The following is a 14,368-nucleotide window of genomic DNA, read 5'->3' as shown; positions in this document are numbered from 1 at the left end:
AGATTAATGCGCCTTGGCATGAACAGCTGCACTTTGCATAAAACCTTTTAGTAAATCCTGATATTCTTTGATATTTCTTTCTTTCTGTTCTGCTGCCCAGCCTAATTGTTCAGCCATCAGGTCGGCAACTGGTTGTATCGTTTCATAGGTTGCGTGCCAGTCTTGTAATTCCATGCGTATGCGTCGGGCAAGAAAATCGCGAAGTGTACAAGCCATTTCTTCCTTTGCTGTATACACTACCTCCGCTTTGATGAAAGGATATTTCGGGTGAAGTCTTTCTTTTTCTCCTCGCTTCAATACTTCTTTTGCTTGCGTACCGTATTTCTGCAAAAGGTGTTGGCAAATATCTGCTTCCAATTGATATTCTTGCTGAATAGTCTGCCAATCTTCAAAATGATAGTTTTCTCCGCCTATCAGATAATGATGTTCGGTAGTACAAGGCTTGTCAATGCCCAATAGTTGGCAGGCATCATCAATCGTATCTTTTGCCATTAATCGATAAGTTGTCCATTTGCCACCCAAAAGGCTCAATAGATTTGACGTATCATCATGCTCTACTTCATGGTCTCGCACTAATTTTTTGGTCGCTTTAGAACCTGATGAGGCAATAAGCGGACGTAATCCTCCAAAACCAGATTTGATGGCAGAGCGGTCAGGTACTTTAGCGAGATAGGGGCGAAGGGTATCGAGAAGAAAATCAATTTCCTGACTTTCCAGAATCGGCTCTTTTTTCAGGTCTTTATACTCATCATCGGTAGTACCTACCATCACATCCCCCTCAAACGGAATCACAAAAACCACACGCCCGTCTTTCGTTTTGGGAATCAGCATGGCATCTTTGCTTTTCAAAACATCAGCAGGCAGTATCATATGTACTCCCTTACTTGGTCGCAAACGCTTTTCTAAAGAAGGATTAGCCAATAATCGGATATGGTCACCGAATGGCCCTGTGCAATTGATAAAAAGCTTTGATTTGATGGTGACTGAGACATCTCCCAATAAATCTTTTATATCTGCTGAAATAATCTTTCCTGATGCATCTTTACCAAAACTCACCACCTCTGCATGATTCACCACTGCTACACCTTGTTCATCAGCGCTATGCGCTAAACCCAGACAATAGCGGGCATCATCTAATTGCCCATCATAATACATTACCGAACTATGTAACTTAGGCGTAAGTGTCGGGATTCTTTCAAAGGTTTCTTTTTTGCTCAGCCATTGAGCTTTAGGCATGGTGTCATTCTTAGCAAAAAAGCCATAAATCGTGAGGCCAATGGTAAAATACATTCCTTCAATCCAGCTGAAAACAGGTGTAATCAATGCCAATGGATGAGCTAAATGAGGGGCATTTTTAATGACAATATGGCGTTCTTCCAGCCCATGTCTTACCTGACGTAACTGTCCGAAATCTAAATTCTTGAATGCTTGTTCTAAATATCGTACACCTCCATGTATAAGCTTGGTAGATTTTGAAGAGGTTTCGGCCGCGAAATCATTTTTTTCGATGAGTGCTACTTTCAAACCACGCAACGCTGCATCTAAGGCACAACCTGCTCCACTTGCACCACCACCTATGATACAAATATCAAATTCTTCATTTTGTATACGCGCCAAATTCTGAGTTCTATTCATAATAGGTTGTAGTGTTGTCTCTTACACAGATATATAACATATTCAATTCTTATTAAACAAAAATCATACTTGTAATGCCACCCAGCATGATAATTTTACAGATTCGGCTCAATAGTGTAAAATCTTTCTTACGGTCGGCCCAATAGAGTCTATTCATCAGCCAGGTAAAGACGATAATCGAGCCACTGAAAATAATTATCAGATACCTGTTATGCAGGCTATAAGCCATAAAGAACAGGATAGAGACAAAAATCACGATGAATACATATAAAAGGATTTTTGTCCGTCTGATACCCCAGATAATAGGGAGTGTCCGACAGCCATATCGCGCATCACCTCTGATGTCTTCCATGTCTTTAATGATTTCTCTGATTAATGAAATAGAAAAAGCAAAGAGTGCGTATATATTGACATACATCTCATTTTGTTTATAAAACACCGCCAGCACTATCAGCGAAAAAGAGGTAAGAAATGCTACCAGAAAATTACCGATAAATGCCTGTCTCTTAAATCTTTCAGAATAAAACCAGAGCGCAGATACGGCAAAAACATTAATTAAAAAAACTTTTAATCCTAAAAAGAAGCCAAGTGCCACACCAATAAAATTGAGCATCTGATGAATAAGAATAGCCCAGCGGCGCGTAATAAGCCTACCAATAATGACTTCTCGTGGTTTATTGACCATATCAATTTTTATGTCGAAATAATCATTGATTATATAGCCTGCGGCAGCAATACAGACGGTGGCAGATACGAGCATAAATTGCTTGTAGTCAAATATGTATGATAACCATTCTGCTTTCGGGCCAACTAAAAAGATGCGAGCCATGTATTGGGTCAATACAATAATGAGAAGGTTGTTGACACGAACCAGTCGAAAAAAAGCGCTTATCGTTTTCAGGGATTCTGTAGTGTTCATTTTCTCAAAAATACTAAAATTGTTTGAAACAAATGGCATCCATTCAAAAAACACAAATTCTTAATGTGATGATTTGAGATTTTTTTCAAAAAAAATTGTTGTACTAGAAACAGGTATATAAACCGCATCTATGAAAATTGGAATCGTTTGTTATCCCACCTTTGGAGGGAGTGGGGTTGTTGCTACTGAATTAGGCAAAGGACTCGCAAAAAATGGTCATGAAGTACACTTTATCACTTATACGCAGCCGGCAAGGCTAGATTTTTTCAATGAAAATATTTTTTACCACGAAGTAAACATCGCTAGTTATCCGCTTTTTCAATACCCGCCTTATGAGTCTGCTCTGGCAGGGAAGATGGTCGATGTGGTGAAATACGAAGAGCTGGATATTCTTCACGTACACTATGCGATTCCGCATGCTACTTCGGCATTTCTGGCGAAGCAGATATTAAGATGTCAGGGTATAAATATACCAGTTATTACAACCTTACATGGTACCGATATTACCATCGTAGGCAAAGATTCTACGCTATCACCTGTGGTTACGTTTAGTATTAACGAATCTGATGGCGTAACTACGGTATCAGAAGATTTGCAGAAAGAAACGTATAATGCTTTCAGGGTAAGAAAAGAAATAGAGGTGATTCCGAACTTTGTTGATTTGGAACGCTTCAAAAAACAGAAGAAGGAGCATTTTAAACGCATTATCTGCCCTAATGACGAAAAGCTTCTGGTGCATACGTCTAACTTCCGTCGTGTTAAACGTATTGATGACATTATCAAGGTTTTTGCCAAGTTGAAAACGCTTGTGCCAAGTAAACTATTACTCGTAGGTGATGGCCCTGAACGTCCGGTTATGGAGCAACTAAGCCGTGATTTGGGCTTAGGTGAAGATATTCGTTTTGTAGGTAAATTAGATGCGATAGAAGAAGTACTATCAGTAGCTGATTTATTCCTGATGCCATCTGAAAAAGAAAGTTTTGGTTTGGCAGCTTTGGAGGCAATGGCTTGTGAAGTTCCGGTTATTTCTACGAATACTGGAGGTCTACCCGAATTAAATGTACATGGTGTAACTGGGTTCTTGAGTAATGTGGGAGATATTGAAGATATGGTAAAAAATGCTTATTATATCTTACAGGACGAAAACTTGCCAACATTTAAAGCTAATGCTTTGGCTCGTGCTCAGGAATTTGATATTTCGAAGATTGTACCGAAGTATGAGGCTTACTACGAAAGGATATTGAAAGAACAGGAAGTTGTTCAGTAAGAATTATATAAAACGAACGCGCCTCACAAGTCATTTGTGAGGCGCGCTCGTTTTATATACAATGTCAATTAAAGCGCTGCAACAGTTCTTTCTACAAACTTGGTTAAATCACCACCTGATAGCATACCTTGTGCCAATAGCGCTAAATCATACAACTGTTTAGCCAATTGTTTTTGCGCATCAGCATCAGTCGTTTTCAATAGTTTATCAACTAAAGCATGATTGGTATTTACTACCACATTGTTTCCCATTGGCATCATCCCAAACATATCGTTCTGACCACTTATACGAGACATATCTTTCCAACGACGCATAAACTCTGGTTGGGTGATAGTTACAGGCATTTCATCTGTCGGAAGCGATTCCAATTGGATAGTGTTTGCGCCGGCTACTGCCTTAAACAATTCTTCTACCTGTTTTTTCTCGTCTTCGCTCAAGACACTTTCCATTGCCAGACCTTTGTCAATCAATTTCTCGATGCTGTCTGAGTCAACACGTTTGAAAGTTACTTTCTCTAGTTTAGACTCTAAAGCATTGATAAAGTGGGCATCCAAAGGAGAATCCATGATTAATACATCATAGCCACGTTTTTTAGCTGACGAAATAAAAGCATCTTGTTGATTAGCATCATTGGCATACAGGAATACCGCTTTCTCTTCTTTATCGCTCTGATTAGCCTGTACTTTTTCACGATATTCATCAAGCGTGAAGTATTCATTATCGACATTCTTCAATAATGTAAATTCTTTGGCTCTGTCGTAGAATTTATCATCTGATACAATACCATATTTAGCAAATACACCTACGCTTTCCCATTTCTCTTCAAATCCTTTTCTGTCCTGACGGAACAATTCCTGTAGTTTATCCGCTACTTTCTTCGTAATGTGTGAGTTGATTTTCTTTACATTGCTATCAGCCTGTAAATAACTACGGGAAACGTTTAAAGGAATATCCGGAGAATCAATCACCCCGTGTAACATTTGTAAGAATTCCGGTACAACGTCTTTTACATCATCTGTAATAAATACCTGACGGCTATACAGTTGTACTTTTTCACGATTTAGCTGGAAATCTTTCTTGATTTTCGGGAAGTATAATACCCCGGTCAGATTGAACGGATAATCTACATTCAGGTGGATCCAGAACAAAGGCTCTTCGCTATATGGATAAAGCTCTTTATAAAAGTTTTTATAATCTTCTTCTGTTAATTCAGATGGAGATTTTGCCCAGATTGGATTCGGATTATTAATTACCTTGCCATCAAACTCAATCTCAACAGGTAAGAATTTGGCATATTTTTCAAGAATCTGCTGGATTCTGAAGTTTTCCAGGAATTCTTCTGAATCTGGTGCAATGTGTAAGATAATATCAGTACCACGCTCTGCTTTCTCAACCTCCGAAATCTCAAATTCTGTACTACCATCACATATCCAACGGGCAGCAGGTTCATCGCGGAATGATTTAGTGATAATCTCTACATTCTGAGCCACCATAAAGGCTGAGTAGAAACCTAAACCAAACTGACCGATAATCTGATTAGTATCTTGTGTATCTTTGTATTTTTCTAAGAACTCTTTTGCTCCGGAGAAAGCAATCTGATTGATGTATTTCTTGATTTCTTCGGCACTCATACCAATCCCTTTGTCAGAGATAGTAATAGTTTTAGCTTCTTTATCGATTGAAACCTTTACGGTCAATTCTCCTAATTCACCATTAAACTCACCCATTGAAGCCAGTTTTTTTAGCTTTTGTGTGGCGTCGACAGCATTAGAAACCAACTCACGCAAGAAAATCTCGTGGTCAGAATAAAGAAACTTTTTAATGATCGGAAAAATGTTTTCGGTGTTAATCGAAATTGTACCTTTTTCAGCTACCATAAGTATATCTAAATTTTATGTTGTTTTAAAACGATGTTCAGCCTACAACAATTAGTATTCCAAGCACCAGAAAAAGCCTTAAAAACTGACATATTGGCAGAAATATCAGAAGTATGAACTGAGCGTTTAAGTCAAAAGGGCAAAGGAGAGACTTTAATGTCAAAAAAATATGTATTTTAGTAAACGCTTTTTTTTCGTATTTTCGTTAAATCAGGAACGGTGGCATAGTTTTGGGTGTTATCGTACATATCTAGTAAGTCTATCTCAGGCATAGAGTACATTTTAAAGAATTAACTATGAATAAGCTTTTCTTTCAGCATCTCTTTGATAAACACCAGCATGCTGAGCCAGTGCCACCTACCAAAGAGATTTCAACATGGGCTTTGCGGATTGTACGCTTGCTTTTTCCGGAGCAAACGAAGGAATATTTTCATTCAGAAGAGGAAATAGAAATTCATTTCAAAAACCTTGAATTAGAATTAAGAAATATTCTGATTTCTACCTATCAATGCAAAGATTGCCAACCAGAAAGAAGAGCGCATGAGTTTTTTGAAAGAATTCCTTTTATTTATGAAACGCTGAAAACCGATATTCAGGCAATCCTGACAGGTGACCCCGCCGCTAAAAGCGAATTTGAAGTAATAAGAGCCTATCCGGGCTTTTATGCCATTTCTTTTTATCGCCTGGCACATGAAATGCACCTGCTTGAAATTCCTTTATTGCCTCGTATCCTGACAGAATACGCCCATTCAAAAACGGGAATTGATATACACCCGGGCGCTCAGATTGATGAATATTTCTTTATTGACCATGGCACTGGAGTAGTTATTGGTGAAACGAGTGTGATAGGCAAACACGTAAAATTGTATCAGGGAGTAACCTTAGGCGCTTTGAGCGTTGATAAATCAATGGTGAATATCAAACGTCACCCGACGGTAGAAGATTATGTAGTGATTTATTCAGGCGCCACCATTTTAGGAGGAAATACCGTTATCGGACAACACTCCATTATTGGTGGTAACGTTTGGTTGACTAAATCGGTACCTGCCTATTCGACGGTCTATCATAAGCCTGAAATTAAGGTAGTAGAGCGTGAAGCGGTTTAATTGAAATCTTCTTAGAAAACAGATACGTACAACAATCTTAAAGAAATAAAATAGCTTAGTTTGGCATGGCAACAATTATTGACCTGGTAGGTAATACCCCATTAGTAGAGTTGAAGAAACTGAATCCGAATCCGAATGTAAAGATTTATGGTAAATTAGAGGGGAATAATCCAGCAGGAAGTGTAAAAGACCGCCCTGCATTAAATATGATCAGAAGTGCTGTTGAGCGCGGAGACATTAAGCCGGGAATGAAACTTATTGAAGCAACGAGTGGAAATACAGGTATTGCCTTAGCTATGATTGCCCGTTTATTCGATTTGGAGATAGAACTGGTAATGCCATCCAACTCAACTCGTGAACGTACACTCACCATGGAAGCCTTCGGTGCAAAAGTAACTCTACTCGAAAATATAGAGAAATGTCGCGATTATGCTGAGGATAAAGGTGCTACCGGAGAATATTTTTTATTGAATCAGTTTGCCAATCCTGACAATTATCTGGCACATTATAAAACTACCGGCCCTGAAATCTGGCAGGATACCGAGCAACAGATTACGCATTTTGTGAGCTCTATGGGTACTACGGGTACAATTATGGGAACATCTATGTATCTGAAAGAAGTAAATCCTGACATTCAGATTGTGGGTTGCCAGCCTACTGAAAATTCTTCAATTCCGGGTATCAGAAGATGGCCTACTGAATATTTGCCAAAGATTTTTGACCCCAGTCGTGTAGATAGGGTAATGGATATTTCAGAGGCAGAAGCGACAGATATGGCTCGCCAATTAGCGAAAGTAGAAGGTATTTTTGCCGGAATGAGTAGTGGAGGAGCAGCCTCCGCAGCCATAAGACTCGCCCAGGAACTGGAAAGTGGTGTAATTGTATTTATCTGTTGCGATAGGGGAGATAGGTATTTGAGTAGCAATCTGTTTGGCGATGCGGATTGATAATTTGCCCAAAGCTAGGTAAATAAGGACTTTTAATATTCAGGGGTGTTATTAAACACCCCTTATTTTTTATTACAAGTTTTATTTGCAAGCTACTTTCTTTAAAGTCTGTCCAATAGTAGCTTTACCTGGGTTTTTCATTACCAGTTTGCCGTTTTTATCTTCTAGTTCACCACTTTTTACTAATAATTTGTCGCCCTCTAATACAAAAACTTTCTCTTCCAGTTGGTTTGAGCCTTCAATCATGTATTCATAGTCGGCTACTATTTCATTTCCTTTCTTTTCACCTATTAATGTTCCTCTTGCCTGGTCTTTTTCCCAAGGTAGCCATTCCATTCTTCCGGTTACTTTGTTTCCTTCAATTTTCAAACTGACAGTTGTGAGGTCTTTGCCAATTTTTTCTTCAAAACATAAGGTTTCAGCCGCGGGAGCTGTAGCAGTAGCTACGGTGTCGGCATTGGCTGTTGTTGTTTCAGTTGTCTGGGTTTCAGTAGTTTTTGATTTACAAGCGCCTAAGGCGAAAATAAAGCTGCAATAAAGTGCGATTTTTTTCATAAATATCAAAATAATTAAGGTGAAGTACTTGAGCAAAAGTAGATAAAATTTACCACTCGTAAATCATATTTACCGCTCTTCCCTGAAATTACATAAAAAACTATGCCATGCGTCTACAAAATCAAATGGCTATGTTTAGATAATTGATGACAACTACCGAACAAAATAAAGAAATTCAGCAAACCATCAGCGGTGAAAGACAGCGACTGTTAGGATTTATCCGGCAGCGGGTGCCCTCTTTGTCTGATGCCGAAGATGTCTTGCAGGAGGTTTATTACGAACTGGTAGAAATGTATCGGTTAACTAAACCTATCGACCAGACAGTTAGATGGTTGTTTACTGTAGCCCGAAATAAAATCAACGACTTTTATCGCAGAAGAAAAACAGATGCTTTGGAAGATATCGTGCAGGGAATGGGCGAAGATGAAGAAGGTATATCCTTATTTGATATGTTACCCGATTCATCCACACAAGATCCTATGATGCAGGAAACTATCCTGGAAGCATTGTCAGAAGCTCTGGAAGAATTGCCGAGCCATCAACGTTTTGTTTTTGAAATGCATGAATTGGAAGACAAATCATTCAAAGAAATTTCAACCATGACGGGTGTCAAGGTCAGTGAATTGATTTCAGAGAAACGGCAGGCTGTTTTATTTCTGAGAGATAAACTCCGGTATCTGTACGACGATTTATTTCTATAATCATTTGAACCGACAAACAATTAACAATTTTAATAGTATTCAATCAGGGGCAACGAGTTGCCCATTAAATAGATAAAAAAATGAGAAGATTTAAGTTTTGGTTTGCTAAAGGTTTTATTTTCATCGTGGCTTTTGTACTACTAGGTGGATTTGTAGTAATGAGCCTATGGAATTGGCTCATACCAAGTATATTTGGTTTAGGTGTGATTACTTTTGCTCAGGCCCTGGGTCTGTTAGTGTTATCGAAAATCCTTTTTGGTGGTTTCCGTGGCGGACACTGGGGTGGTGGCCATTGGGGTGGCGCTCAATTCTGGAAACATAGAATGGCCGAACGTTGGGATAAAATGAGCCCTGACGAACGTAGCGAATTCAAAAGAAGAATGAGAAGCCGCTGGGGTAAATGGGATGAAAGAAGAGAAGAAAAAGCAATGGACGAACAATAGAAAAAGCTATTTGATACAAAGCCGATGAACCAACAGGGGTGGCAGGTATGCGTACTTGTCACCCTTGTTGGTTTTTAGTGTTTTAAGCATAGTTATTTATATAACAAAAGCTTTATCTTTTTGCATTTGCGTAATATTTCTATAAATTGCCTGTCTACTCATTATCATATCGTACCCTATAAACCTATGAACAAAAGAACATTTCTTAAAACCTCTTCCGCGCTTATGACAGGAAGTATACTCTCACAATTAATGGCTTGTAAAGAAAGAGAAACCCGGACCAACTGGGCAGGTAACCTCACTTATAGCACCGACAATGTATACACTCCCAAAACGGTAGAGGAGGTGCAGGAAATGATAAAAAAATATGACAAACTTCGGGCATTAGGCTCTAAGCATTCTTTTAATGCAATAGCTGATAGTCTGGATAATCAGATATCCTCCGCAGGATTGAATAAAATAGTGTCTTTAGATAAAGCCAATAGTACGGTTACAGTTGAGGGAGGAATAAAATATGGCGAATTATGTAAATATCTGGACGATAATGGTTTTGCTCTTCATAACCTTGCTTCCCTACCGCATATCTCTGTTGCCGGAGCCTGTGCTACTGCTACCCATGGTTCAGGTGTAAAAAATGGCAATCTGGCAACGGCCGTATCTGCCATAGAATTTGTAGATGCTGCCGGAAATGTAGTAAATCTTTCGGAAGCGAAAGATGGAGATGCTTTTCATGGAGCCGTGGTTGGTTTAGGCGCATTAGGAGTAGTAACAAAGCTTACACTTAAACTACTACCTACCTTTAGTATGAAACAGGTGGTTTATAAAAATCTGGCGATGGGAGAGTTGGAGAAAAATTTTGAAACCATCATGTCAAGCGGATATAGTGTGAGTTTATTTACCGATTGGAGTAATAAAAACGTAAATGAGGTATGGATCAAAAGCCGCTTTGAGGAAACTGATACAAACACCTTTGCTCCCGAGTTTTACGGAGCCAAGGCGTATGATAAGAATGTTCACCCGATAGAAGCATTGTCGGCTGAGAATTGTACAGAACAATTGGGTGTAAAAGGTCCGTGGTATGAGCGTATGCCGCATTTCCGAATGGGCTTTACGCCAAGTAGTGGAAAAGAATTACAAGCTGAGTATTTTGTGCCTCTTGAGCATGGTTACAAAGCTATGATGGCCATTGAAAAATTACATGAACAGATAACCCCACATTTGTTCATTACCGAAGTACGGACAATGGCAGCGGACGAATTATGGATGAGCCCCGGTTATAAACAAGCCTGTGCGATTATCCATTTTACATGGAAGCAGGAGAAAGACGCAGTTATGAAGCTTTTACCTCAGATTGAACAACAATTAGCCCCTTTTAATGCTCGCCCGCATTGGGGTAAGTTGTTTACGATGTCTCCGCAGGTCTTGCAGTCTCGTATTGAGAAACTGGATGATTTTAAAAAGTTGATTGCTCAATATGACCCTAAAGGCAAATTCAGAAACGCATTTATAGGAAAGAATCTATTTGGAAGTTAATATTTTGGCATTATCAACCACGGAGTAACACCGGGCGACCGTCGCTCGGTGTTACTCCGTGGTTAAACTATCCTTTATAAAGAAACACTTATCACATCAACAGACTCCAGATAAACTACCATTAATTTCAGTTTTTCAGAGCCCATTTGTTGGTAAAGTTTACCGAAATCTCTTATCTCTTTTATATCTCTTTCTTTCTGGAAAAAATCATTGCTACGGCCGGGTTTATAATTGATGATATACACCATATCATCTTTAATTACCACCCGATCAGGGCGTTCGATTTCTCCGTTGGGCAATAAGATTTCTCTTTCGTTTTCAATAATCAGGTCTTCATCAAAAAGAGGATTCAGTGGAGGTAAATCAATAATCGTTTCAATGGCATTTCTCATGTCTCCTCCTTCTTTCGGACTAATCACTCCCTCAAACTCCAGTTCTCTCAACGCATTAGGTATATCGTTTTTCGTACGGATTTTAGCAAAAGCTACCCGTACTTTATTATGTTTATCTTTGCTTTTTTCAAGCGTTTCTGTATCAAAGATCTTCTCCGAAAGTCGTCTCAATCTTAACCGGTCACTGCGGTCTTCACTGATGATTCTTTTTAAATGTATTTTCCCTTCTTCGACAGGCTTTTTGCTGGCTTTTTTAATAAAACTACCTTTATTTACTTCATATAGATTTAATTCAGGATAGAATAAGCCTTCTATAGTAAGGAAATCTTTGATTAACTCACCGACACCCTGTACTTTTTTATTATGGTTTTTCTGAGAAATCACAAACAATTTATCTGCCGCTCTGGTAAAAGCCACATACAACATATTCAGGTTTTCCAGAAAAGTGGCTTGCATTTCTTCAGTATATTGCCCCACCAAATCAGTCATACTTAGCCTTTCGCTGAATTTGATGGGAGAGGAGAGAAGCCTCGAAGACCCTTCTTCTGATTTAAAAGAAAGCTCTTCATAATCCAGTATCTCTAAATCGCTCCACATTTCGGCATAAGCCATAGGCTTTAAAGACCAATGCGCATAAGGAATAATGACGATAGGATATTCAAGCCCTTTCGAACGGTGAATCGTAGTAATCGTAATGGCATCCTGCTCAGCAGGAGATTTAACTGATAGGCTTGGGCTATCTTTTTTCTCTTCCCAATAAGTCAGAAAGTCCTGTAAGTGATTGCTTTCTTTCAGGCTGTAATTCAATACTACATCCAGGAATCGGAACAGGTAATTCTTCTGGTCGGTACGGTTAAATAAATCAAAAGCATCAATTATTTTTTCGGCTAATTCATAGATTCCCGATTTTATCATGATAATCGGGTCGAGCTTATACCCATATTTGGCAAAAATCTCATAAAATACGAATGGGTCGCTTGCTTCTACAGCGTCGGCAATTTCAGTATTCGCCTCGCTATCGGGTATGCGATGAAGAATAGTCTGATAAAATAGATACGCTGCCTCAGACTTCACTAATCTATTATCAGGCTGATTGATAATCTGCATAAAAGCCACCAACAAACGCACGGTTGATGAGTTTTTGAGTAGCAAAGAATCACGGGAAATGATTTGGAAACCTTCATTGGTTAGGAAATTGGCAACCAAAGCAGATTCTTTATTCCTACGGCAAAGAATAGCTATATCTCCCTGACTATATCCTTCCTGCAACACTTGCTGAATCAATTCGAGCGTGCGGTTAAGCATAGCCGTATTTTCTTTTTCATATTCCAGAAACTCTAACTGAATATGCCCTCCGGCAAGCGATTTTGCTGGCTTTTCCTGTCTGAAATCTTCATAGACATCAGGCAGAAAATGAAACTGGTTGGTATATATCTGTAAGATGGCATGAAAAAAACGATTGTTAAAATCGATAATTTCCTGTGCACTCCGATAGTTGGTTGTCAATGATTTAGGCGTCAGATAATGCCCAATGGAAATAAACTGGTCTACCTGATGCATCTGAACCAGAGGATTTTGCACAAGGGCTCTTACATTGCCTTTAAACAAATGCACGATTAATTCCATCTTCCCGCCACGCCAACGGTAAATAGCCTGTTTGGCATCACCTACCACCAGATTGAAATTATTACCAGCCAATGAGTTTTCGATAAGGGGCAGCAGGTTATAAAACTGCATATCTGAGGTATCCTGAAATTCATCAATCAGCAAATGCTTATATTTTTCACCGATGCGCTCATAAATAAAAGGCACGGGTTCAGACAAAATGATGTTCAGAATCTTGCGGTTAAACTCTGCAATAAAAACCTGATTTTTTTCTTTGAGAACCTCATCAAACTCTGCTTTTATCTTCTTCAATAAAGCCAGTTTGCGCAGGTTCGGGCGGATAAGATTATAGAGTGTATATTTTTTTAGGTGATTATCCTTAAAATCCTGCATTTCATAAAAAATGCTTCTGAGTTCTTCTTTGATACTATCAATACTTGCCTGAATCGGTGCGGCAGTACCTTTGGCACTATACCATTTATCATCCCTGATGGCGGCCCAATGGTAGATATTTGGCGAAGAGTCTTTTTTATAATAATACTCGTTCTCAAAATCCTCACGCATATTATAAAAATAAGCGCCTATTCCTTTGCCTTTTTGCGTAAAATCATCAATAATCAATTCTTCACTTTCAATTAATTCGGTAGCTTTGGTAGCCAAGCCTACAATCGTATTTTCAAACCATTTCAGATAGGTATGAATATTCGTAGCTATTTCATTGAAATCTTTGTCGTCAAGCCCATCAAGTTTGATAAGTAGCGCATAATATTGATCATTAATCAGGTGATTGCCAAATTTGGCAAGTTCTTCTGTTACGAAATTCCAGCTTTGGCCATCACCTACTTTTTCTTCTATAAAGCTTTCCAGAATTTGGGTTATTTCCTGATGTTCTTCATCCCCTGCTTTCTCAATCAATCGTTCTGCTGCTTCGGTCATGACCCTATCAGTATCCAATACAATCTCATAATTGAAAGGCAAGCCCAACTCCTCAGTAAAAGCATTCACTAATTGATTGACGAAACTATCAATGGTTTTAACCGCAAAATCAGAATATTCTAAAATGATGTTTTTGAAAATAATTCCTGCCCTTGCTTGGATAATATCTGCCGGCAGATTGGTTTCTTCTACAATCTTCTCAAACAAATCCCATGATTTTGATTGTTCGTTAAAATTGGCATTATCAGAGATTTCTTTCAAAGCCTGCAAGATACGGTCTTTCATTTCTGTAGCCGCATCATTGGTAAAAGTAATCGCCAGAATTTGTTTGAAATAAAAAGGTCGTTCGGTATTAAGTACTAATTTGAGGTATTCTTTAGTTAAAGTAAAAGTCTTGCCCGACCCCGCAGAAGAACTATATATATTAAAATGAGACATTCAGGATGAATTTA

The 14,368-nt window shown here is 38.7% G+C and carries 11 protein-coding genes; 6 read left to right on the top strand and 5 right to left on the bottom strand.

From position 1 onward, the window contains the following. Nucleotides 1-3 precede the first annotated feature (3 nt). The gene (locus tag ACYVFA_RS08450) at nucleotides 4-1,635 is read right to left on the bottom strand and encodes a glycerol-3-phosphate dehydrogenase/oxidase (RefSeq protein WP_460471381.1); all 1,632 of its coding nucleotides are present in this window, start codon (nucleotides 1,633-1,635) and stop codon (nucleotides 4-6) included. 52 nt (nucleotides 1,636-1,687) lie between these two features. Continuing rightward, entirely contained in the window at nucleotides 1,688-2,554 is an 867-nt protein-coding gene (locus tag ACYVFA_RS08445) for a geranylgeranylglycerol-phosphate geranylgeranyltransferase (RefSeq protein ID WP_460471380.1), read from the bottom strand. A 130-nt stretch (nucleotides 2,555-2,684) separates the two neighbouring features. Between ACYVFA_RS08445 and bshA the strand changes: the two genes are divergently transcribed. Continuing rightward, nucleotides 2,685-3,821: an N-acetyl-alpha-D-glucosaminyl L-malate synthase BshA gene (gene bshA, locus ACYVFA_RS08440; protein WP_460471379.1), complete on the top strand. Its 1,137-nt coding sequence runs from the start codon at nucleotides 2,685-2,687 to the stop codon at nucleotides 3,819-3,821. 68 nt (nucleotides 3,822-3,889) lie between these two features. Here bshA and htpG read toward each other — a convergent pair whose 3' ends face one another. Next, entirely contained in the window at nucleotides 3,890-5,698 is a 1,809-nt protein-coding gene (htpG, locus tag ACYVFA_RS08435) for a heat shock protein Hsp90 family protein (RefSeq protein ID WP_460471378.1), read from the bottom strand. Between the two features lie 296 nt (nucleotides 5,699-5,994). Between htpG and epsC the strand changes: the two genes are divergently transcribed. Together epsC and cysM are read left to right on the top strand one after the other, a co-directional pair. Continuing rightward, nucleotides 5,995-6,804 (top strand): serine O-acetyltransferase, encoded by an 810-nt coding sequence (gene epsC / locus ACYVFA_RS08430; protein WP_460471377.1) that lies wholly within the window; start codon nucleotides 5,995-5,997, stop codon nucleotides 6,802-6,804. Between the two features lie 65 nt (nucleotides 6,805-6,869). After that, the gene (gene cysM, locus ACYVFA_RS08425) at nucleotides 6,870-7,751 is read left to right on the top strand and encodes a cysteine synthase CysM (RefSeq protein ID WP_460471376.1); all 882 of its coding nucleotides are present in this window, start codon (nucleotides 6,870-6,872) and stop codon (nucleotides 7,749-7,751) included. Between the two features lie 81 nt (nucleotides 7,752-7,832). Here the strand turns inward: cysM and ACYVFA_RS08420 are convergent, their stop codons facing one another. Next, nucleotides 7,833-8,306 (bottom strand): hypothetical protein, encoded by a 474-nt coding sequence (locus tag ACYVFA_RS08420; protein ID WP_460471375.1) that lies wholly within the window; start codon nucleotides 8,304-8,306, stop codon nucleotides 7,833-7,835. A gap of 146 nt (nucleotides 8,307-8,452) precedes the next feature. Here ACYVFA_RS08420 and ACYVFA_RS08415 point away from each other — a divergent pair, with 146 nt between their 5' ends. The 3 genes from ACYVFA_RS08415 to ACYVFA_RS08405 all read left to right on the top strand — a co-directional run bounded on the left by ACYVFA_RS08415 (nucleotide 8,453) and on the right by ACYVFA_RS08405 (nucleotide 10,983). Then, nucleotides 8,453-9,007, top strand: a complete 555-nt coding sequence (locus ACYVFA_RS08415; RefSeq protein ID WP_460471374.1) for an RNA polymerase sigma factor — start codon at nucleotides 8,453-8,455, stop codon at nucleotides 9,005-9,007. A gap of 80 nt (nucleotides 9,008-9,087) precedes the next feature. Next, nucleotides 9,088-9,450 carry a hypothetical protein gene (locus ACYVFA_RS08410; protein WP_460471373.1) on the top strand — a complete coding sequence of 121 codons (363 nt, stop codon included), beginning with the start codon at nucleotides 9,088-9,090 and terminating at the stop codon, nucleotides 9,448-9,450. Between the two features lie 186 nt (nucleotides 9,451-9,636). Then, complete coding sequence (locus tag ACYVFA_RS08405) at nucleotides 9,637-10,983, top strand: D-arabinono-1,4-lactone oxidase (RefSeq protein ID WP_460471372.1); 1,347 nt, start codon at nucleotides 9,637-9,639, stop codon at nucleotides 10,981-10,983. 74 nt (nucleotides 10,984-11,057) lie between these two features. Here the strand turns inward: ACYVFA_RS08405 and ACYVFA_RS08400 are convergent, their stop codons facing one another. After that, nucleotides 11,058-14,354, bottom strand: a complete 3,297-nt coding sequence (locus ACYVFA_RS08400) for a UvrD-helicase domain-containing protein (RefSeq protein WP_460471371.1) — start codon at nucleotides 14,352-14,354, stop codon at nucleotides 11,058-11,060. Between the last annotated feature and the right edge of the window lie 14 nt (nucleotides 14,355-14,368).

Source organism: Emticicia fontis, assembly GCF_054779675.1.
Note: the sequence above shows the minus strand (reverse complement) of the source record. Positions and strands in the feature narration are given on the sequence as shown.